Below are 22266 nucleotides of genomic sequence, written 5' to 3' on the forward strand. Positions count from 1 at the left end.
TTCACGGTCGAGAAAATTTTCAGACGGCCTGAGACCTTTGTAAAACCTCATGAACCATCAATAAAACCAAAACTGCCATCATTCCCGTGCAGGCGGGAATCCATCTTAGGATTATCAGAAACCTATTTTATTCAATATTTTGTCATGCTCAAAAATGGATTCCCGCCTGCACGGGAATGACGACGGTTATGTGCGTTCCTACATTTGAATGAGTTTTGCAAAGGTCTCGGCCTGTTTATACGGATTAAGAAGTTTTTTCAGCTCTAGTATTCAACAAATTAATCATCTCTTTGCCGTGCTTATCAATGGTTTCTTTATTCCAAATATCTGCTTTTTTAAGCATTTCTGCCAACTTTAGACTGCCGCTCACTAATATTTGCTGAGTAAAATTAGCAGCTTTAGCTTGTGGCATATTATTAGAAAACTTGGAGTTCATACTTGAGGAAATCAAGCAAAGATTGCCAAAATAATCGGCATTCTCTATTTTATCTTCACCATTAATCGGCGTCTGTGGGTAAAAATGCTCTACCGAACTACGGAATGTGAAACGAAATTTATTTACCTGCTCCCTTTCCAACAATAAATAATCTAGACGACTAAAGATACAATTTTTCCACAATAAATAGTCCAGGCGATTAAAGATGAAATTAGGAATAGATGTACCGCTACTTTGCCAACTAGGATTGCTAAAATCACCTGAAATATCTATAGTGGCATCAGTTATCAATTTAAAGAAATCAATGCCTCTGCCATATTGCCCGAAATAATAACGGTCGCTTAAATCCTCCAGAAATTCAATGTATTTATCTGATTTTATACCATCTTGATTATTTAACCACCGTAATACCGCATACAGCCAGTTTTTATAAATCCGAGATGGATGTGAAACATGGAACATCGACAGCAGCATAATAATTTTCCGATGTCCATCTGTATCACCAAACGTATTATTGAATTGATAAGATGGTTGGTTCGGTTTGATTGTATATAATGACCAATGGTCATCCTCCCCCTTACTGGTATCACTTTTAATCACATAACAATCAAATAAATAACGACATTTCAGCAATAAAAATGCAAATGATTTAATATCATCAACAGATAACTCTTCTATTTTATAGCTATCCAATAATACTTTTTCATCCAAGCTGACCTCTCCTATTTCATTTAATGGTCGCTTTTGTTGCTCTTTAAATACTCTAAGAACGTGCATTAAGAAATTGGAGAAATCAATTACGGAATTGAATCGTTCAGATTTACCTAATTGATCACTATTTTCTTTGGAATACCCCTTACCATTAAGAATACCAGCAATACTGTTATCCACTTCTTGATCTATTTGCTCACTCTGCTCTATCTCTGATTGATTGATACAAATCGCATCAAAACTTTCAGGCAACTTACCCCATTCATTGCCAAAAATAGCACCACGTTTATTTTTTTCAAAACCCATAACCATATAACGCTGCATATCGGAACATGCATCCCAAATATTAGCAAACATTGAAATTTCTTGCGGCTTAGCCTTTTGGGTTTGTAAATGGCTCATAAAACGTGCTTTTAAAATTTCATGTTTTTCAAGCTGTTCACCGCGAGTATTCATGATTTCAAAATAATGATTTAAATCTGTTTGAGGTGGGACTTCTGTCCGGATAATTTTTACCTTATCCCAAATAAAATTCTTAAATTCATAATCTTGGTTTAATTTTAAGGCAGCGCCATATTTTTTCATGGCTTGCACAGCCTCTTTAAAATTGCTCAGCAATTCAACTTTCTCATTAAATAAATTGTCTAAAGCAAAATCAGAGCTTTGACGATATTCAAAGGAAATATTACGTTCGGTATGATTTAAATATGCTTTTAAAATCGTAAAAGTAGTCAACCGCTGCTGGCCATCAATCACTTCCCATTGGTTATCCTCCCTACGATAAACAACCAAGCTACCGATATAATAATTTTTTTTCTTTTGGTTATATTTCTTATATGCTTCAGATAAATCATTCAATAGTAATTCAATTTCGCTGTTGCCCCATGCGTAGTTACGTTGATACAAAGGAATAATGTAATGATCTTCTTTTAATAATTCTCTAATACTCAACGTTTTGATTTCTTGTTTTTGCAACATTAAGCTTACTCCATACTTTCTGTTGGTTTCAAAAGTTCTGCTAGTTTTTCATCTAACTTCACTGTCGCTGTTTTTTTAATGGGGCTATTTACAAATCGTAATACCTGCTCTATTTTTGTGGCTCGCTCAACAATGTCAAATAAACCACCGCGCTCCGCTGCCTTATTATCAATCGATTCAAATACAATACGTGATTGTTCAACACGCATTCGATAAACCCAAATAAAAGCGATATTGATAAAATCAGGTAAATGATTGAAGCCAAATTTATCTACATAAGCCAAAATCAAACACTCAAACAGATTCCGTAAATATCGATCACCAGTCCGATTGGAATATCGATAGCTATCTAAAAAAGCAATTACGCCTTCTTTAAGCTCTGTATTCTGAATATTTCTAATCTCTTTTAAGCATCCACGCTCTGCATGAAACACTTTGCTATATAATTTTCGATAGTATTCTATATACTCAAAAAACCACTGCCCATTAATAATAGTTTGCCCTATTTGGAATCCTGTATTTTTAAATTTATCATGAAATATCAATGGGTTATTTTGTACAAACTGTGCTAATGCCATTGAAGAAAGCGCCATCTGAAGGTAAGGATAATCAGAATCCTCTGACACCCCTTTAAACACTTCCAAGTCATCACTGGTAAATTGTTGCCCACTTTCCTGATAACGCCAACGACGTAGGCGGAATAATATTTGATTAATGATTTTATCTAAATTAGGAAGGGACGAATCGGACATAGCCGCCTGCTCCCAGCGTGATACACTATTCAAAATAATATCTTTACTTTTATCCTTCATCTCACGTAAATGATAGGCTTTTAGCAAATCATAGGCTTCGAGACTTTTGCCACGTGCATTTTGAGAATCAAAAAACTGGAATGCTTCATCCAAATCTTCTAATTCAACACATACCATCTGACAAGCGTTCGAGCCTTGTCTACCACCTAAAATATATTCTCTAAATGCTTCTTTATCATTAATTTTTATAATAAACGATTGGATAAACTGATTATTTTCAATAATATTATTATGGCTGACAGTGTGGTTAAATTTCTGATGAAGAAAACTAGTTTGCTCACCTAAGCTGTTCAGTAACAATGCTAACGTGGTTAATCTCTGCTGCCCATCAACGATATCAAAATGCTCTTCATATTTATGCAAAACTACGGTACCTATTCGGTACGTCTTATTTTGACGAAAATGGTGTAGCAAATCTTGCAAAAGCTGCTCTACATGCTTAACTTGCCATTTATAAGGGCGTTGATATTCAGGCAAACGAAGGGGCTTCTTAAAAATCTCGCTAATGGATAGAATTTTAGGTTGAAAGTGATCAGCCATAATTGCTTTCAAAATTTAAAGTTTTATCAAAAATAACGGAATTACAGTAAATATCATATTTATTTGGCAAATATAAATCAATATACATATAGTTACGGCACAGTTTAATTTTCAGATAATCTTTAATTTGCTATCTGACACTAATGAAGCTATCTTTATAATATGATCTAAAACATTCCATAATAATGACTTCTATTATAATGATTATTCCAATAAAATAAGCGAATTAAAACATAATTCAAAAGTATGGTATATGCCATACCATCGTTTTTTGACTCACCGTAATTCAGGGGAAAATATGATTCGGGCAGCTTATTTTCAGATGGCCGGCGCAGGCAAACCGTTTAATCAAGATGCTTTATTTAACGGCGTAGAAGTCAAGCAGGCAAAATTGAAAAAATCATGCTGGGTCGAGCTGGATGGCGCTTCACTGCGTTTTGCCCTAGCCGATGGCGTGTTCAACAGCCCTGCCCCGCAAAAAGCGAGCAAATTTTGGATGCAGCAGTTTGCACTCGATGGGCAAGCCACGGCTGCTTTTTTGAAACAGCATTTCAACCGCTTTTGTGAAAGCATGCAGCCCGAACACTACGGCAGCAGCACTACTTTCGCAGCTGTAACGTTAACAGAAAACGGGCAAGTGATTTTATGCAATGTAGGTGACAGTCGTATCTATCACATTGATGTTGATGGGAAATGGATGCAAATCAGCCACGACCATACGCTATTGGCAGCATTAATCGAAGAAGGCAAAGCCAGCGCGGAAATTGAATATGCCGGCATCTATTACAGTTTGGAAGAATGTTTGATTGCGGATTTTGAAGAAGCACATTTCAAGGTTTTTACCCATCAATGCCGTCTGAACGATGGCGAATCTTTGATCTTGTGCAGCGATGGTTTGAGTGATAGCTTAACGCACACCCAGCTCGAACACATTTGGCAAAGTCATGACAGCATACTAGCCAAGCTCGAAGCCTTACGGCTGGCGGTGAAAAAGGTTCCGTATCATGATGATTGCTCGGTTATTTGTATACAGGCCGTCTGAAAATTTGGATACTACAAAAAACTAAAGCCCTGCTGAAACCAGCAGGGCTTTAATCAAAAATCTGGCACGCCCACGGGGATTCGAACCCCGGTTGCCGCCGTGAAAGGGCAGTGTCCTAGGCCTCTAGACGATGGGCGCGTAACCGAAGACGAGACTATACCGAAGCCGTTTTATACTGTCAACATAGCCGCGCGAATATTTTTATCAGGCCATGTTTTTCAGACGGCCTTTATCCATTTTTGCGGCTAAAATCTGTATAATGAAGGCGTTTTAAGGAAAGGAAAATCAGATGTGGTTTAAGCAAATCAGTTTTTACCCTGTCAACAAGGAAAAACTGCCTGAATTGGAGACTTTGGCGGCTAAACTGGGCGAAGCGGAATTTACCCATTGCCAAGGTTTGGATTGGTTCAGCGAAGGCTTTGCCGCACCGGTTTCTTTCTCGCCGGAATTGGTTTTCCCGGCCGATTACACTTGGCGCGTGGCTTTGAAAAAAGAAGAGAAAGTCTTGCCTGCCGGTGTGATCCGCGATATTTTGGACGACAAGGTTTTAGAAATCCAAAACAACGAAGGCCGCAATGTCGGCCGCAAGGAAAAGCAGGAATTGAAAGAGATCATCACTGATGACCTGTTGCCGCGCGCGTTTACCCGTTCCAGCCGCACGCAGGCGGTGTTGGATACGCGGCATGGTTATTTGCTGGTGAACAATGCTTCTTCTGCCAAAGCGGAAAATCTGTTGACCAAATTGCGTGAAGCCTTGGGCGGCTTTGAAGCGAGCCTGCCGAATACCAAGCAGTCACCCTCTTCGCTGATGACTTCTTGGCTGCTCGACGGCCATTGCGAAGGTGGTTTTGAGTTGGACAGCGATTGCGAACTCAAAGGCGTGGGCGATGTGGTGCCGACGGTGAAAGTATCCAAGCAGGATTTGACCGCTGATGAAGTGGTGCAGCATGTGAAAAACGGCAAAACCGTGACCCAACTGGGCTTGGTGTGGCGCGAGCAGATTGCGTTTATCCTGACGCAGGATTTCACGCTGAAGCGCATTCAGTATTTGGATGTGTTGCAGGAAGAAGCGGAAAACAACGGCGATGATGCCGCCAGCCTGACTTTTGCTTCGCAAATTTTGATGACCGAAGCGCTCAGCACCATGCTGGAAGAATTGGTTTCTTATTTAGGTGGTTGGCAGGAATAATTTCAGACGGCCTGCGACCTTTGCAAAATCCTCATCTTTGGCACATTTCTTTGTTATGCGCTGCTCGAAAGCTTGCCTATCCTCATGATATGTCTTCGCTTTCTGCGCTGCTCTAACTTCGAACTGTACTCAAATCTAGGGTTTTGCAAAGGTCTCGCCTGATCAATAGGCCGTCTGAAACCATTAAGGAGTAGTTTATGTTGAAATATTTAGCGTTTTTTCCTTTAGGCTTGGCATTGTGGCAACCATTGAATGCGGCAGTGATTGACCCTTACCAAATCAAGGGCTGCCGTTATGAAGGCGAAGTGGACAAAACCAACACGCCGCACGGCAAAGGCACCTGGGCTTGCCAAGACGGCCGCAGCTACCAAGGCCAATTTAAAAACGGCCGCTTCGACGGCAAAGGCACTTACACCGTTAACACCAGCAAAACGGTATTTCTCGAGCCGTTTTCCGTCAACAGCACCCGCCTGAACAATATGGTGTTAACCGGCCAATTCAAGCAGGGTTTTGCCGAAGGCAAATTCCAAGTCACGCAAAACAACGAGCCGCTGTTTGTCATCACCTTTGATAAAGGCATGATGAAAGACGTCAAATTAAGCAATCAGCCTAAGAAAAAATAGTGTTCAGACGGCCTTGTTTATATTAGGCCGTCTGAAACCATCATCGCTTACAAGGAATCAGCATGAGCATTAAATCAGACAAATGGATTCGCCGCATGAGCGAAGAACACGGCATGATTGAGCCGTTTGAGCCGAACCAAATCAAGGAAATCAACGGCCAGCGCATTATTTCCTACGGCACATCGAGCTACGGCTACGACATCCGCTGCGCCAATGAATTCAAGATTTTCACCAACATCAACAGCACTATCGTCGACCCGAAAAATTTCGACCCGAAAAACTTCGTCACCGTTGAAGACGATTGCTGCATCATTCCGCCAAACTCATTCGCACTGGCGCGCACGGTGGAATATTTCCGCATTCCGCGCAATGTGTTGACCGTGTGCTTGGGCAAATCAACTTACGCCCGCTGTGGGATTATCGTGAACGTTACCCCGTTCGAACCGGAATGGGAAGGCTATGTGACATTGGAATTTTCCAATACTACCCCGCTCCCGGCCAAAATCTACGCCGGCGAAGGCGTGGCGCAAGTGTTGTTCTTTGAGAGCGACGAAGTGTGCGAGACCTCTTACAAAGACCGCAACGGCAAATACATGGGCCAAACCGGCGTGACTTTGCCGAAAACTTGATGTGTATTCGAATATAGTCATTTAAAATAGAAATAAGACAAGGCGATAACGGCCACTGTGTACAGCTACTAGTACATAAGGGGCTAACAACGCTGTATTATTTTGATTTAAACGGCTATACCAATCAAAAGGCCGTCTGAAAACTAAGTTTTCAGACGGCCTTTTGATTGGTTTATTTAAAACTTATCGTGGCAAATGTGTCATCGGATCAACTGCTTTACCGTTAATCCGCACTTCAAAATGCAGCTTCACGCGATCGCTGTCGGTGCTGCCCATATTGCCGATAGGCTGGCCTGCTCGCACGTTTTGGTCTTTTTGTACCAAAATATTGTCGTTGTGCGCATAGGCGGTGATGGTTGACGTGTTGTGGCTGATTAAAATCAATTTGCCGTAGCCACGCACACCTTCGCCGACGTAAATCACTTGGCCGGCCGCAGCGGCTTTCACAGTTTGGCCGCGATAGCCTGAAATATCAATGCCTTTGTTAGAAACGCCGTTGTAACGTTGGATAATGCTGTTGTTGCCATTATCCACCGGCCATTGTAATTTCAGGCGGTTAACCGGCGTCACCGAACGTGAAGCCGAAGGATTGGTGGCAGCATCACGGCGCACGCGTAAAATTTGGCCGACTTCAATTTTGGAAGCATTCGGCAAATTGTTCCAAGCAGCCAAGGTTTGCACACTTTGGCCGTAACGTTTGGCGATGTGGTATAAAGTATCTCCCGATTGAACACGGTAATAGCCTTCCGGCACCGGTTTGGTTTGGTTGGAAGCGCAGGCAGCGAGCAGCGCCACCATGCCGGTGAGCAAAATCGTTTTGCCGCGGGTTGAGATGGTGAGAAGTGTCTGTGTTTTCATAAGGCATAAGGATACCAAATCTGCCGTTTATCCGCCATGACCGAGCTTAGTGCATGATGCCGGTGTGATTTCGATTAGCATGTTTGGCAAAAAGATTGAAAGGTCGTCTAGAACGCTGTTCAGACGGCTTCATCATCAAAATCAATCGTTCCAATCATCTTTTAAAACGCAAAAAATTCAAGCCTGTTTATGCCCGCCTAAAAATCAGTTTTTAACATTTTATTTACTTATTTTTACCGCTACATAAGCTTACGCGTTTTCACATTTTGCCACCTTGAAAGGTAGCGTAAACACCTTTATGTTAATATCTCAAACTAATACTAAAATAATCCACAAGGAACCAACCATGCAATTTTTAGGTATCGGCTTTTTGGTACTGATCTTTTTAGAAATCATGTCGATTGTTTGGGTTGCCGATTGGCTCGGCGGCGGCCTGACCTTTTTGCTGATGATTGCCAGCTTTGCACTCGGCGTATTCATGTTGCGCCGCACCGGTATGTCGGGCGTATTATTGGCGGGTGCAACCATGCGCAGCGGTAAAGATATTTCCATGTATCAGCTCTTGTGGCCGATTCGTTTTGCATTGGCCGGTTTGCTGTTGATGAGTCCGGGCTTTGCGTCTATGCTGGTCGCACTGATTTTATTACTGCCGATTAAAGGCAAACCGATTGCCGACATGAGCGTGCATACCACCACTTTTGATCCTAATCGCGCGCACAATCCGTTTACCCAGCAATCAACACAACCGAAAGACGACGACATCATTGATGCCGAATACACCACCGTCACCCGTGTTGATCCGCGCAGAAAAACCAAAGATTACATCGAACACAAACCTGATTAATCCGCTATACCCCAAACAGGCCGTCTGAAAATGAATAATTTTTTCAGACGGCCTGTTTATTTACAAGGCGGCAATGTTATACTTAGACGATTATTGATTTGCATTTAGGCGCTGCGTTTAGCGCCTGAGCTTGAACACGAGAACAAGATGAGCAGAATCCAGCAAACCTTTGCCGATTTAAACGGTGCCAAAGCCCTGATTCCCTATATCACCGTCGGCGACCCCGATACAGACACCACGCTTGCGCTGATGCACAGCTTGGTAGAAAACGGCGCCGATATTTTAGAGTTGGGCGTGCCTTTTTCCGACCCGATGGCCGACGGCCCAACCATTCAACGCGCCGCCGAACGCGCTTTGAAAAAACATGTTTCGCTGAAAGATGTGTTGAGCGTGGTGCGCCGTTTCCGTGAACAAAACAGCCGCACGCCGGTAGTTTTGATGGGTTATCTCAACCCGATTCACAAAATGGGCTATGAAACCTTTGCCCAAGCGGCTGCCGAAGCTGGTGTGGATGGCGTATTAACCGTCGATTCTCCGGTCGAAACCATCGAGCCACTGCAAAAAGCGCTGGAATCACGCGGCATCGACTGCATTTTCCTGATTGCCCCAACCACCACCGAAGCACGCATTCAAACCATCGCTAAATTGGCCGGCGGCTTCGTATATTACGTTTCTTTAAAAGGCGTGACCGGTGCGGCCAGCTTGGATACTGATGAAGTTTCGCGTAAAATAGAGCTTTTGCGTAAATATATCGACATTCCGATTGGCGTCGGCTTTGGCATCAACAATGCCGAAAGCGCCCGCAAAATCGGTGCCGTGGCTGATGCTGTGATTGTCGGCAGCCGCATCGTGAAAGAAATCGAAGACAATGCAGGCCGCGAAGCAGAAGCGGTCGGCCTGTTGGCGAAAGAATTAAAAGACGCCATCCGTTAAGCCAGACATCCGCCTGAAGATTAAAGGCCGTCTGAAACATCCCTTAGGAGTCATCCATGAGTTGGTTAGATAAAATCCTGCCACCCAAGATTAAACGCGACGGTGCTGAAAACGCATCATCTACCGTGCCAGAAGGCTTGTGGCACAAATGCCCTTCTTGCGCCGCGACCATTTACTCTTCCGAGTTGAAACAAAACGATATGGTCTGCACCAAGTGCAACTACCACAATCCTTTGTCCGCCCGCGAACGCTTAAACCTGCTGTTGGATGAAAACGGCCGTGAAGAAATCGGCGCACAAGTCAAACCGACCGATGCGCTGAAGTTTAAAGACAGTAAAAAATACCCAGACCGCCTGAGCGCAGCCAAAAAACAAACCGGCGAAGACGATGCCATGGTGGTGATGAAAGGTACCATGAACGGCTTACCGGTGGTGATTGCCGCGTTTGAATTCCGCTTTATCGGCGGCTCAATGGGTTCGGTTGTGGGCGAGCGCTTTGTGCAAGGTGTGCGCCGCGCTGTAGCCGACAATTGCCCGTTTATCTGCGTGGCCGCTTCAGGTGGTGCGCGTATGCAGGAAGGTGTCAACTCATTGATGCAAATGACCAAAACCAGCGCCGCCCTGCATTTATTGAGCGAGAAAAGCCTGCCGTTTATTTCCGTATTGACTGACCCGACTATGGGCGGCGTATCGGCCAGCTTTGCCTTTTTGGGCGATGTGGTTTTGGCTGAACCAAATGCCTTAATCGGCTTTGCCGGCCCACGCGTAATTGAGCAAACCGTACGCGAAACCTTGCCGGAAGGCTTCCAGCGCGCTGAATTCTTGTTGGAAAAAGGCGCAATTGACCAAATCGTTGACCGCCGTGACATGAAAAACCGCATTTGCGATTTGATTACTTTGCTGGCCCGCCGCGGTAAAATTACCGCAGCTTAATCGGTTAAGTATCACAAAAGGCCGTCTGAAAACCATGGTTTCAGACGGCCTTTTTGCTGGGCAAATTTATTACAGTAATGCGCGAATATCTGATTCAATTTCAGACGGCTTCACGCTCGGGGCAAAACGCGCCACGACTTCACCATTGCGGTTGACCAAAAATTTGGTGAAATTCCATTTAATGTCGCTGCCTTCACGCTTCTCGCCAATCGAAGCCAGTTTCAGCAATAAATCTTTGAATACATGGTTGGCCTTATCTTCCGGCTTTTCAGATTTGAGATAAACATAAAGCGGCGCAGCATTTTCACCGTTGACATCAATCTTATCGAAAATCTTGAATTTGGTGCCGAATTTCATTTGGCAGACTTGGGCAATCTCGCTGCTGCTTTCCGGCGCTTGCTCACGGAATTGGTTGCATGGGAAATCCAAAATTTCCAAGCCCTGCTCGGCATATTGCGCATAGAGCTGCTGCAATTCTTCATATTGCGGGGTTAAGCCGCAGCGGGTGGCGGTGTTCACAATCAGCAATACTTTGCCTTTGTAATCGCTCAAACTCACTTCTTGACCTTGGGTATCTTTTACCACGAAATCGTACACTTTCATCTTGCGCTCCTTGATTGATATGGCTTCACTATAAGGCTGTCTGAACGGAAACACAAGTTTTAGACGCTTGAGACTTTTGCAAAACCTCAAGAAGCCCTAAAGGCTGTCATTCCCGCGCAGGCGGGAATCCATCGCAATATCTAAGAAACCTATTTTATTCAAAAGCTTGTCATTCTGAAAAATGGATTCCCGCCTGCGCGGGAATGACGTCAGTTTAATATGTACTAGCTTTTCGAAAGAGTTTCGCAAAGGTTTCGGCCTTTAAAATAAAAAACACCGCTTTAAAAGCGGTGTTTTCAAATGCATAAATATTATTTACGCAGGCCCAAACGAGTAATTACGTTACGGTAAGTTTCAGGTTTGGTACGACGCAAGTAAGTCAACAGACGACGGCGCGCGCTCACCATTTTCAACAAGCCGCGACGGCTGTGGTGGTCTTTAGGGTTAGCTTTGAAGTGAGGGGTCAAGTCGTTGATGCGGAAAGTCAACAATGCAACTTGTACTTCAGAAGAACCGGTATCGCCTTCTTTACGTTGGAAATCTTTAACGATTTGCGCTTTTTGTTCTACGGTCAATGCCATGATGGAATACTCCAAAAAATAAAAAGAACCTTTAAGGTTCGGACAAGTTTGCTAAGCCGAAACTGATGCAAACTCCTAATCTCTTTTTTCAAAGATGACTGAATTATGCCATATTCCGGATAATGTTGCACGTTTTAATTGCTGCTTTGCGGTTTTAGCGACAAAAAAGTGGCGATGCCTTGCGACATCGCCCAAGCTGCTTTGGTGATATAAAACGCCAAAAAAACCTTTATTTCGCTGAAGCGGCGCAGCGGAAACCTAAATTATGCAAACCGTATTTGGATTGCAGACTGGAGCGGATACCGAAGCGCAAGAATGCGGCATAATTGGTCGGATCGGTCGAACCTAAAGATGCACCACTACAGAACATCGAGCTGTCTGCCGAGCCAGAATTCAACAGGCTGCTGTTGAAATCTTCTGTCCACTCCCAAATCAGGCCGTGCATATCGTGCAAACCATAATAATTGGGTTTGCCCATGCCGACATTGCGTAAACCATTGCGGCCGCCATCAGCATACCAATCTAAAATGGTGCGGTTGTAGCTTTCTTCGTTAGAGCCGTTTTTCTGGGTGGCCGATGCCAAGCCGGCCAATTCCCATTCGTCGATGGTCGGCAGACGTTTGCCTTGTGCAGTGCAGTAGGCATTGGCGGCAAACCATGACACATTGGTCACCGGGTGTTTCATTTCATTGGGTTTTGGCGCATAGGCGTTGCTGCCGGTTTGGTTCCAGTGTTTCAAATAAGTCGGCTCGACTTGCTTTTTATTGGCCTTGCCTTTTTGCCATTGCGGATGTTTTTTCACAAATTCGGCAAATTCGGCATTGGTTACCGGATATTTGTCGATTTTGAATGACTTAACATGAATCATCGGGGTATCTTTTTTCAGATACAGCGGACGATAGCTGCCCGCCTCGATGGTGGCCATTTCAGCCGCCATCGCGCTGCCACAGACCAATAAGCTCATAACGAATAGTGAAATGGTTTTCATGATGTGTGCCCTTATGATTATGGTAAAAATCTATTTTTCAGACGGCATAGTGTTTATCAGGCCGTCTGAAAAATAAACTTAGGGTTTGATAGGCCGTCTGAAAGGTTTCAGACGGCCTGAAACTGAATTATTTATTTTTGATTTCAGCGACTTCGGCAGCAGATACTTGACCGCCGTTGTTACCAAAGCTGTTCAAAACATAAGTCACCACATTGGCAACATCTTGATCACTCAAAGGCACAGCAGGCATCACGCCGTTGTAATCTTTGCCGTTCACTTTAATCGCACCGTTCACGCCTTTGGTTACGGCATGAACCAGTTTGGTGTTGTCTTTGGCAAAGTAATCCGATTTTTCCAATGGCGGGAATGTACCTTCCACACCTTTACCTTCTAAGCCATGACATGCCATACAGTTGGAATCATAAACAGCCTTACCCAACTTAATTTGCTCGTCTTGCGACAATTCGGCAGCAGCGGCAGGCGCAGCTTCAGCAGCTGGTTCGGCTTCGGCGGCCGGTGCCGGAGTTTCAGCAGATGCTGGTGCTTCAGCAGCTGGTTGTTCGGCGGGAACAGCTTCAGCAGAGGCCGGAGTTTCAGCCACAGGCGCGGTTTCTACCGGTTTTTCAGCAGCAGATTCAGAACCGGAACAGGCTGCCAATACGAATACGGATGCCAATAAGGCTGCGATGGTTTGGCGTTTCATGATGGTATTCCTTTTGCGTTAACACACTGTATTGTTATATTTATGTAAAGAGCCACTGTTATCCTAGTTTTAGCCAAGATAACAGTGGCTCTTTTATTGCTTTAAATGGCTACTATCTTAGTAAGCATTTTGAGGTGCAGAAGCTTCAGAAGCAGCGGCAGCTGGTGCAGAAGCTGCTGCAGTTGCAGGCGCATCAGCAGGTTTGTACTCAGTATCGCTCAATTTCTTGGTCATGATTTCAGGGTTTTCTTCACCCTCTACTTTCAATTGACCCAACGCACCTTTATTAAATGCGCGGAAGATAGAGTGATCAACCAAAGTGTAGCTGCCAGGAATATCCACTTTAAATTCTACAATTGCTGCGCCACCGGCAGGAACGATGGTGCTTTGTACATTTTCGTTAATCAGTTTACCGCCTTCAACATATACTTTGTCGAAGATTTCGCCGATAACGTGGAATGAAGATACCAAGTTAGGACCGCCGTTACCTACGTACATACGTACAGTATCGCCAACATTAGCTTTTAACGCATTGTCACCGGCGATCGCACCAACGTGACCATTGAATACAACATATTCAGGTTGTTCTTTAACTGCTTTGTCCATATCGAAGGCTTGCAAGCCTTGGGCACCGTATTTACCTTTGGTATAGAAGTCACCTTGAACGATGTAGAACTCTTTATCCACTTTTGGCAGACCTTCTTTAGGCTCAACCAGAATCAAACCATACATACCGTTGGCAATATGCATACCCACAGGCGCAACCGCACAGTGGTAAATGTACAAACCGGCTTGCAATGCTTTAAAGCTGAAAGTTGACGTGCGGCCAGGAGCAGTGAAGGTAGCTTCGGCACCACCGCCAGGGCCGGTTGCAGCGTGGAAGTCAACGTTATGCGGAACAGTAGAAGAAGGGTGGTTAGAGAATTCTACTTCTACAGTATCACCTTCGCGTACACGAATCATTTGACCCGGAACATCACCGTCGAAAGTCCAATAGTGGTAATCCACACCATCAGCCATTTTCATGGTTTTTTCTACGGTTTCCATTTTCACACGAACTTTAGCAGGGTGATCGCGATCGATGGCAGGTGGTACTTCAGGCGCATGAGTTACGATGGCGTCGATCACCGGCAGTTCGCCTGCAGGCGTTTCGGCAGCAGCAGATTGTTCGGCAGTTGAAGCAGCAGGTGCAGAAGCTTCGGCAGTAGCGGCCGGTTGTTCAGCCGGTTTTTCTGCTGCTTGCTGACCGCAAGCAGCCAAAGCGAATACAGAAGCAATGATTGCAGCTAAGGCTTGGCGTTTCATAGTGATTTCCTTTTTTGAAGAAATGTTAATTGGCTTGTTGTTTGAGTCCATTATGTAGCCTTATGAAATTACATATCTTGACCTAAATCAATTATTCATAAAAAATGCACTTTTTACCTTAAAAAAATTGTTTTCCTGCCGATTTTCTGCAACTGTCTCAATTACATCCTACCAATTATTACATCATATTTTAACAGTAATTTTTTGATAAATAAAAAAATTTTTGTTAATTTTAGTTTGCTTATTCTTTTTCATCAGAAATAAGTTGAGAAAACGTTTTACTAAAATACAAATCATGCTACAATCTTTAACATTCATATTTGATGAATTAAATAAGCCATTTACCATTTACCATTTACCAAAACAAGGAGTACTAAAATGGGACAGTATAAGAAGCTGTGGCTGCTGCTGATTGCAGTACTGACAGTCTGTTTCACCATTCTTGGTTATATGGGTAGCGAGATCTATAAGAAAGCCCCTCCCTACCCTGAACAAGTCGTTACCACTTCCGGCAAAGTGTTGATGACCAAAGACGACATTCTCGCCGGCCAATCCGCTTGGCAAACTACCGGCGGTATGGAAGTCGGTTCCGTATTGGGTCACGGCGCATACCAAGCACCTGACTGGACTGCTGACTGGCTGCACCGCGAGCTGGTGGCATGGTTAGACTTGACTGCCCAAGCCGATTACGGCAAAAAATTCGATGAATTGACTGCTGAAGAACAGGCTGTATTAAAAACTCGTGTTCAAAATGAATACCGTATTCAAAGTGCAGTAAAAGAAGACGGCTCAGTGGTTATCAGCGATACCCGTGCACAAGCCATTGAAAGCATTCTGCCTTACTACCACGGCGTTTATGGTGACGATCCTGCGCTGCAAAAAACCCGTGAACACTTTGCAATGAAAAACAACACATTGCCAAGTGAAGAGGCACGTGAAAAATTGTTTAACTTCTTCTTCTGGACTGCATGGTCTTCTTCGACCAACCGCCCTGGCGAAGTGTTTACCTACACCAACAACTGGCCGCACGAACCTTTGATCAACAACGTGCCGACTACTGAAAACTACATGTGGTCATTCACCAGTATCGTTCTGTTGCTGTTGGGTATCGGCTTACTGATGTGGGGTTACTCATTCCTGACCAAACATGAAGAAGTAGAAATCCCGACTGAAGATCCGGTAGCGAAAATTGCACTGACCCCTTCTCAAAAAGCTTTGGGTAAATATGTATTCCTGACTGTTGCATTGTTCTGTGCACAAGTATTACTGGGTGGCTTGACTGCGCACTATACCGTTGAAGGCCAAGGTTTCTACGGTATCGATAAAGCGTTGGGTATTGAGATTTCCGACTGGTTACCTTACTCACTGACCCGTACTTGGCACATCCAATCGGCAATTTTCTGGATTGCTACAGGCTTCCTGACCGCCGGTTTGTTCTTGGCTCCAATTGTCAATGGTGGTAAAGATCCTAAATACCAAGTAGCAGGCGTTAACTTCCTGTATATCGCTCTGTTTATCGTGGTAGTCGGTTCATACGCCGGTAACTTCTTTGCCTTGTCACACATCATGCCGCCTGAATTGAATTTCTGGTTTGGCCACCAAGGTTACGAATACTTAGACTTAGGCCGCTTCTGGCAGATCCTGTTGATGGTAGGCTTACTGCTGTGGTTGTTCCTGATGTTGCGTTGTACTGTAAGCGCCTTCCGCGAAAAAGGTACCGATAAAAACTTACTGGCGATTTTCGTGGCATCTATGGTCGGTGTGGGTGTGTTCTACGCACCGGGCTTGTTCTACGGTGAAAAATCTCCAATTGCCGTGATGGAATACTGGCGCTGGTGGGTGGTTCACTTGTGGGTAGAAGGCTTCTTCGAAGTATTTGCTACTGCCGCATTTGCCTTCATTTTCTATAACATGGGCTTCGTACGCCGCAGCACCGCAACTGCTTCTACTCTGGCCGCTGCCGCCATCTTCATGATGGGTGGTATCCCAGGTACCCTGCACCACTTGTACTTTACCGGTTCGACTTCTGCCTCTATGGCCATCGGCGCATGTTTCTCTGCTTTGGAAGTGGTACCTTTAGTATTGCTGGGTCGTGAAGCTTACGAGCATTGGTCTTACCAAAATACTACCGAATGGGCAAAACGCCTGCGTTGGCCACTGATGTGTTTCGTGGCTGTGGCATTCTGGAACATGATTGGTGCCGGTGTATTCGGCTTCCTGATTAATCCACCGATTTCATTGTTCTACATCCAAGGTTTGAACACCACCGCAGTTCACGCACACGCAGCTTTGTTCGGCGTATATGGCTTCTTGGCACTGGGCTTCGTATTGTTGGTAGCCCGCTACATCAAACCAGAAGCACAGTTCGACGACAAATTGATGTCTTGGGGCTTCTGGCTGCTCAACGGCGGTTTGGTCGGCATGATTGTCATCAGCCTATTGCCAATTGGTGCCATCCAAGCTTGGGCTTCTGTTACACACGGTTTGTGGTATGCCCGTAGCGAAGAATTCCTGCAAATGGAACTCTTGGATACCTTACGCTGGGTTCGTACAGCAGCTGACTTGGTGTTCATCGGCGGTGCATTCTGTGTCGCATGGCAAGCCACCAAAATGGTATTCAGCCGCAGCAAATAATGTTTGATTGCTGACTTTAAAGGCCGTCTGAAATATTTCAGACGGCCTTTTAGCTGCTCGCTTTAAACCAATTTAATTCATTTTCCCTGCACATCATTTTTATACGCTAAACACGCTTTCTCTCACAGCGACCGGCAGCTTTTCAGACGGCCTTTTCTGCTATAATGCCCCTATTCCAACCTTTACGGCGACAATCATCATGTTTACCCAAGCAGCCAAAGAACTCACCACCATCCGCGACATTTTGCGCTTTGCCGTCAGCCGCTTTAACGATGCCGAGCTTTTCTTCGGACACGGCTCCGACAACGCCCACGACGAAGCTGCTTATCTGATTTTACACACGCTGAATCTGCCACTCGACACGCTCGATCCGTATCTCGATGCCAAGCTGTTACAAACCGAAAAAGAAGAAGTATTGGCACTCATCGAACGCCGCGTTACTGAGCGACTTCCCGTTGCCTACCTGACCAATCAAGCATGGCAAGGCGATTTTGACTTTTATGTTGACGAGCGCGTCATCGTGCCGCGTTCTTTCATCTATGAATTACTGGGCGATTCGCTCACCCCTTGGATTGAATACCCCGAATTGATCAACCGCGCACTCGACCTTTGCACCGGCAGCGCCTGCTTGGCCATTCAGATGGCACACCATTATCCAGCTGCCGAAATCGATGCCGTTGACTTAAGCTTAGACGCACTCGAAGTTGCCGCCATCAATGTCGAAGAATACGGTTTAGAAGACCGAATCAGCCTTATTCACACCGACTTATTCGAAGGTTTGGAAGGCACATACGACTTAATCGTTTCCAACCCGCCATACGTTGATGCCGAATCCGTTGATACCCTGCCCGACGAATACCTGCACGAACCGGAATTGGCACTCGGCAGCGGCCAAGACGGCTTGGACGCCACCCGCGAAATTATTTTGCAGGCGGCCAAATTCCTCAATCCAAAAGGCGTATTGTTGGTCGAAATCGGCCACAACCGTGATGTGCTCGAAGCCTCCTATCCTGAGCTGCCATTTACTTGGCTCGAAACCAGCGGCGGTGACGGCTTCGTCTTCCTGTTGACCCGCGAACAATTGCTGGGTGAAGAATAACGCTGAAGATATAAATAACAAGGCCGTCTGAAAGCATTTCCTTTCAGACGGCCTTGTTATATCAACATTACTTATTTATTCAATTTCAAACCCATCTTGATCCCACAAGGTCTTTTTCACCAATTGGTCGTTTTGATACACGGCTTCTGATTTTTTCGAGCCGTCTTCATACCAATCGAGTACAATACCGTTGCGACGCCCGTTTCTAAACGACATCTCAGTCAACAATCTGCCGGATTCATCCCAACTGAGCATTTCCATAGGTTGATCATTTACCATTAACATTTCTGTTTTCGGACTGCCATCGGCATACCATTGTCTCCAATAGCCGTTGGCTTTATCATTTTTAAACTGAATTTCGCTTTCTTTATTGCCATTGCGGTAATAACGTGCACCAACACCGTTGCTCAAGCCATTCAAATAAGGCATAACGGCTGATTTTTTACCATTCGGATACCAGTTGGTCCATTCACCATTGGGCTTGCCATTACGGTAGCTACCGACCATTTTTTTCTGACCATTGAAATGCCATAAGGTCAATGTGCCATTATCCAACACCGGCACAAACACCTTAATTTGACTGGTCTGCACTTGATAAGGCTCGGAATATTTTTTCATGGATGGATAATAAAAATCCTGCACCTGCGCCAAACCGGCGTTGACTTTATATTGGCGCACGTAGGCCACAGACGACATCGTCGCGGTAATCTTACCTTGCTGATTGAAATACACAGAATGAGTTTGTGCCCAAGCCGCCGCTGATACGGCACTCATCACTACCGACACCAAACCCACTGTCAAAAACCGGTTCATTTTTCATCATCCATATAGAAAGCCTAATGCCATCGCCATCAGCCTTCATTTATTTACACGCTTGATTGTCATGCAATATTCAGAAAACCAAGGATTATTTTTCATTTTATCCATTATAAAGCAAAGTATCTATATTTGGTAAATACAATATTTTTATATTACTGGTTAAAACAATTTTCTCAAGGTATAAATCAATTTATTAAAATAACAATAGAATAATCTGATTTTTATTTTAATTGATAGAACACAAGCAAGGCCCTCTGAAACCTGCAGACTACTCAATCTCAAGCCGCAAAAAACCGCCCTGCATTCGCAGGGCGGTTAATCGTTTAGGCTAATCTTTTCAGACGGCCTTACTTGTTCAATTCATTGGCCAAATACAACCAAGTTTCAATCACAGTATCCGGATTCAAAGACACGCTTTCGATGCCTTCTTCAACCAACCATTTGGCGAAATCAGGATGATCTGACGGGCCTTGGCCGCAAATACCGACATATTTGTTTTGCTTGCGGCAGGCAGAAATTGCCAAGTGCAGCATCACTTTCACGGCAGGGTTGCGTTCGTCGAAAGTTGCGGCAATCGGGCCACCGCTATCACGGTCAACACCCAAAGTCAATTGAGTCATGTCATTCGAACCGATTGAGAAGCCGTCGAAGTATTGCAGGAATTGTTCAGCCAACAATGCATTACTTGGCACTTCGCACATCATGATCAAACGCAGGCCGTTTTTACCGCGCTCTAAGCCGTTTTCTTTCAAGGCTTTAATTACGGCTTCGGCTTCGCTCAGCGTACGAACAAACGGAATCATGATTTCAACGTTGGTCAAACCCATCTCATCGCGAACGCGTTTCAGGGCTTTACATTCCAGCGCGAAACATTCGGCGAAATCTTCTGACACATAACGTGCGGCACCACGGAAGCCCAGCATTGGGTTTTCTTCGTGCGGTTCGTATTTTTCACCGCCAACCAAACCGGCATACTCGTTAGATTTGAAGTCGGACATGCGCACGATGGTTTTGCGCGGGTAAACTGAAGCGGCCAATGTCGCCACGCCTTCAGCGATTTTATCCACGTAGAAATCCACCGGAGAAGCGTAGCCGGCAATGCGGCGGCTGATTTCGGCTTTCAATTCGTTATCTTGGCTGTCAAATTCCAGCAAGGCTTTCGGATGGATACCGATTTGGCGGTTAATAATGAATTCCATACGCGCCAAGCCAATACCTTCACTCGGCAGGCTAGAGAAGCTGAACGCCAATTCAGGATTGCCGACGTTCATCATCACTTTCACCGGTGCTTTTGGCATATTGTCCAAAGCCACGTCGGTCACATTTACATCCAGCAAACCAGCGTAGATTAAACCGGTGTCACCTTCAGCACAAGATACAGTCACTTCTTGGCCTTCTTGCAGCAATTCGGTGGCGTTGCCGCAACCTACTACCGCAGGAATACCCAATTCACGCGCAATAATCGCTGCGTGGCAAGTACGGCCGCCGCGGTTGGTCACAATCGCAGAAGCGCGTTTCATTACCGGTTCCCAATCCGGGTCGGTCATATCGGTAACCAATACGTCACCGGCTTCCACGCTTTCCATTTGCGAAGCATCTTTCACCAAGCGCACTTTACCTTGGCCGACTTTTTGGCCAATCGCACGACCTTCAGCCAAGACTTGTTTGTCGCCGTTGATGGTGTAACGACGCAGGCTGCGGGTGCTGTCTTCTTGAGATTTCACGGTTTCCGGACGGGCTTGCAGGATATACAGCTTGCCGTCAACACCGTCACGACCCCATTCGATGTCCATCGGACGGCCGTAGTGTTTCTCAATGGTCAATGCATAGTGTGCCAACTCGGTCACTTCTTCATCAGTAATCGAGAAGCGGTTGCGGTCTTCTTCCGGCACGTCGATATTGGTCACAGATTTACCGGCTTCGGCTTTATCGGTGAAAATCATCTTGATTTGCTTAGAACCCATGGTCTTACGCAAAATCGCCGGTTTGCCTTGTTTCAAAGTTGGTTTGAATACATAGAATTCGTCAGGGTTTACCGCGCCTTGCACGACGTTTTCACCCAAACCGTAAGACGAAGTCACGAACACCACTTGATCGTAACCCGATTCGGTATCGATACTGAACATCACGCCTGAAGAGCCGCTGTCTGAGCGCACCATGCGTTGCACACCGGCAGACAAGGCCACGATGTCGTGTTCAAAACCTTTGTGTACGCGGTAAGAAATAGCACGGTCGTTGTAAAGCGAAGCAAACACATGGTGCATGGCTTCTTTTACGTTTTCCAAGCCATTGATATTCAAGAATGTTTCTTGTTGACCGGCAAATGAAGCATCCGGCAAGTCTTCTGCGGTTGCAGATGAACGGACGGCTACAGAAATATCCGCAGTACCGGCATCGGCAACCATTTTGTTCCAAGCTTCTTCAATTTCGGCATTGAGCTGCTCAGGGAACGGCGTATCCAAAATCCATTGGCGGATTTCTTTACCGACACGCGCCAGCTCGGCCACATCTTCAACATCCAGCTTAGCCAATGCAGCAGAGATACGCTCACTCAAGCCTTCGTGTGCCAAGAAAGCACGGTATGCATCGGCCGTGGTGGCGAAGCCGCCCGGTACACGTACGCCTTTTTCAGTCAACTGACTGATCATTTCGCCCAAAGAAGCATTTTTACCACCCACGCTTTCGACGTCGGTCATGCGTAAGTTTTCAAACCAAATCACGTAGTTTGCTGCCATTTTTCATCCAGTTCGTATTATGTTAAAAAAGAAATGAATCTGCTCATTTATTCTAAGACATTCGAACGATTCCTGTCATGTACTTTATGCTTCGAAAACGCCTCAGGCCATCTGAAAAATTGCGGGCTTTAGCGATGTAATAAAATGAAATCAAGATGGTAATAAGACATTAAAACAGCTTACTTCCTTGTAAAATATAGGGTTTAAAATAAATTAATGAAATTACGATACCTCTATTAATCATTTAAATTAGCATAAAATTTCAAAATTTT

19 protein-coding genes and 1 tRNA gene are annotated in these 22266 nt (G+C 44.9%); 9 read left to right on the top strand and 11 right to left on the bottom strand.

Annotated features, from left to right (window positions below; translation table 11 throughout):
• Positions 1 to 244: 244 nt before the first annotated feature.
• Together ACM67B_RS08410 and ACM67B_RS08415 are read right to left on the bottom strand one after the other, a co-directional pair.
• The gene (locus ACM67B_RS08410) at positions 245 to 2125 is read right to left on the bottom strand and encodes a DUF262 domain-containing protein (protein WP_416189234.1); all 1881 of its coding nucleotides are present in this window, start codon (positions 2123 to 2125) and stop codon (positions 245 to 247) included.
• A gap of 5 nt (positions 2126 to 2130) precedes the next feature.
• Entirely contained in the window at positions 2131 to 3477 is a 1347-nt protein-coding gene (locus tag ACM67B_RS08415; RefSeq protein ID WP_416189235.1) for a DUF262 domain-containing protein, read from the bottom strand.
• A 298-nt stretch (positions 3478 to 3775) separates the two neighbouring features.
• Between ACM67B_RS08415 and ACM67B_RS08420 the strand changes: the two genes are divergently transcribed.
• Entirely contained in the window at positions 3776 to 4519 is a 744-nt protein-coding gene (locus tag ACM67B_RS08420; RefSeq protein ID WP_416189236.1) for a PP2C family protein-serine/threonine phosphatase, read from the top strand.
• Positions 4520 to 4581: 62 nt separating this feature from the next.
• Here ACM67B_RS08420 and ACM67B_RS08425 read toward each other — a convergent pair.
• A tRNA-Glu gene (locus ACM67B_RS08425) sits at positions 4582 to 4657 on the bottom strand.
• Positions 4658 to 4808: 151 nt separating this feature from the next.
• Between ACM67B_RS08425 and ACM67B_RS08430 the strand changes: the two genes are divergently transcribed.
• From ACM67B_RS08430 to dcd, 3 genes are all read left to right on the top strand, one after another.
• Positions 4809 to 5708, top strand: a complete 900-nt coding sequence (locus ACM67B_RS08430) for a recombination-associated protein RdgC (protein WP_416189237.1) — start codon at positions 4809 to 4811, stop codon at positions 5706 to 5708.
• Between the two features lie 197 nt (positions 5709 to 5905).
• Positions 5906 to 6331 (top strand): hypothetical protein, encoded by a 426-nt coding sequence (locus tag ACM67B_RS08435; protein ID WP_416189238.1) that lies wholly within the window; start codon positions 5906 to 5908, stop codon positions 6329 to 6331.
• 62 nt (positions 6332 to 6393) lie between these two features.
• On the top strand, positions 6394 to 6960 hold the full coding sequence (gene dcd / locus ACM67B_RS08440) for a dCTP deaminase (RefSeq protein WP_095502485.1): 567 nt from the start codon (positions 6394 to 6396) through the stop codon (positions 6958 to 6960).
• A 183-nt stretch (positions 6961 to 7143) separates the two neighbouring features.
• On the opposite strand, the gene ACM67B_RS08445 is transcribed toward dcd, so the two are convergent.
• Positions 7144 to 7818, bottom strand: coding sequence for a peptidoglycan DD-metalloendopeptidase family protein (locus ACM67B_RS08445; RefSeq protein ID WP_416189239.1), 675 nt, complete (start codon positions 7816 to 7818; stop codon positions 7144 to 7146).
• Between the two features lie 346 nt (positions 7819 to 8164).
• Here ACM67B_RS08445 and ACM67B_RS08450 point away from each other — a divergent pair, with 346 nt between their 5' ends.
• From ACM67B_RS08450 to accD, 3 genes are all read left to right on the top strand, one after another.
• The gene (locus ACM67B_RS08450; RefSeq protein ID WP_416189240.1) at positions 8165 to 8662 is read left to right on the top strand and encodes an FxsA family protein; all 498 of its coding nucleotides are present in this window, start codon (positions 8165 to 8167) and stop codon (positions 8660 to 8662) included.
• A 147-nt stretch (positions 8663 to 8809) separates the two neighbouring features.
• Positions 8810 to 9595 carry a tryptophan synthase subunit alpha gene (gene trpA / locus ACM67B_RS08455; protein ID WP_416189241.1) on the top strand — a complete coding sequence of 262 codons (786 nt, stop codon included), beginning with the start codon at positions 8810 to 8812 and terminating at the stop codon, positions 9593 to 9595.
• A gap of 56 nt (positions 9596 to 9651) precedes the next feature.
• On the top strand, positions 9652 to 10527 hold the full coding sequence (gene accD / locus ACM67B_RS08460) for an acetyl-CoA carboxylase, carboxyltransferase subunit beta (RefSeq protein ID WP_416189242.1): 876 nt from the start codon (positions 9652 to 9654) through the stop codon (positions 10525 to 10527).
• A gap of 69 nt (positions 10528 to 10596) precedes the next feature.
• Here the strand turns inward: accD and ACM67B_RS08465 are convergent, their stop codons facing one another.
• From ACM67B_RS08465 to nirK, 5 genes are all read right to left on the bottom strand, one after another.
• Positions 10597 to 11130: a glutathione peroxidase gene (locus ACM67B_RS08465; RefSeq protein ID WP_100562926.1), complete on the bottom strand. Its 534-nt coding sequence runs from the start codon at positions 11128 to 11130 to the stop codon at positions 10597 to 10599.
• 311 nt (positions 11131 to 11441) lie between these two features.
• Positions 11442 to 11711 (bottom strand): 30S ribosomal protein S15, encoded by a 270-nt coding sequence (gene rpsO / locus ACM67B_RS08470; RefSeq protein ID WP_095503573.1) that lies wholly within the window; start codon positions 11709 to 11711, stop codon positions 11442 to 11444.
• A 229-nt stretch (positions 11712 to 11940) separates the two neighbouring features.
• Positions 11941 to 12699, bottom strand: a complete 759-nt coding sequence (locus tag ACM67B_RS08475) for a formylglycine-generating enzyme family protein (protein WP_416189243.1) — start codon at positions 12697 to 12699, stop codon at positions 11941 to 11943.
• Between the two features lie 127 nt (positions 12700 to 12826).
• Positions 12827 to 13402, bottom strand: coding sequence for a c-type cytochrome (locus ACM67B_RS08480; RefSeq protein WP_416189244.1), 576 nt, complete (start codon positions 13400 to 13402; stop codon positions 12827 to 12829).
• 117 nt (positions 13403 to 13519) lie between these two features.
• The gene (gene nirK / locus ACM67B_RS08485) at positions 13520 to 14707 is read right to left on the bottom strand and encodes a copper-containing nitrite reductase (RefSeq protein ID WP_416189245.1); all 1188 of its coding nucleotides are present in this window, start codon (positions 14705 to 14707) and stop codon (positions 13520 to 13522) included.
• A 378-nt stretch (positions 14708 to 15085) separates the two neighbouring features.
• On the opposite strand from nirK, the gene ACM67B_RS08490 reads away from it, so the two are divergent.
• A complete protein-coding gene (locus ACM67B_RS08490; protein WP_416189246.1) occupies positions 15086 to 17341 on the top strand; it encodes a nitric-oxide reductase large subunit in 2256 nt (751 codons plus the stop codon).
• Between the two features lie 199 nt (positions 17342 to 17540).
• Positions 17541 to 18440 carry a 50S ribosomal protein L3 N(5)-glutamine methyltransferase gene (gene prmB / locus ACM67B_RS08495; protein ID WP_416189247.1) on the top strand — a complete coding sequence of 300 codons (900 nt, stop codon included), beginning with the start codon at positions 17541 to 17543 and terminating at the stop codon, positions 18438 to 18440.
• A gap of 75 nt (positions 18441 to 18515) precedes the next feature.
• Here prmB and ACM67B_RS08500 read toward each other — a convergent pair whose 3' ends face one another.
• Together ACM67B_RS08500 and ppsA are read right to left on the bottom strand one after the other, a co-directional pair.
• Positions 18516 to 19253, bottom strand: coding sequence for a toxin-antitoxin system YwqK family antitoxin (locus ACM67B_RS08500; RefSeq protein ID WP_416189248.1), 738 nt, complete (start codon positions 19251 to 19253; stop codon positions 18516 to 18518).
• A gap of 353 nt (positions 19254 to 19606) precedes the next feature.
• A complete protein-coding gene (ppsA, locus tag ACM67B_RS08505; RefSeq protein WP_416189249.1) occupies positions 19607 to 21994 on the bottom strand; it encodes a phosphoenolpyruvate synthase in 2388 nt (795 codons plus the stop codon).
• Positions 21995 to 22266 lie beyond the last annotated feature (272 nt).

Source organism: Neisseria sp. CCUG17229 (assembly GCF_047839235.1).
GTDB classification, from domain to species: domain Bacteria; phylum Pseudomonadota; class Gammaproteobacteria; order Burkholderiales; family Neisseriaceae; genus Neisseria; species Neisseria brasiliensis.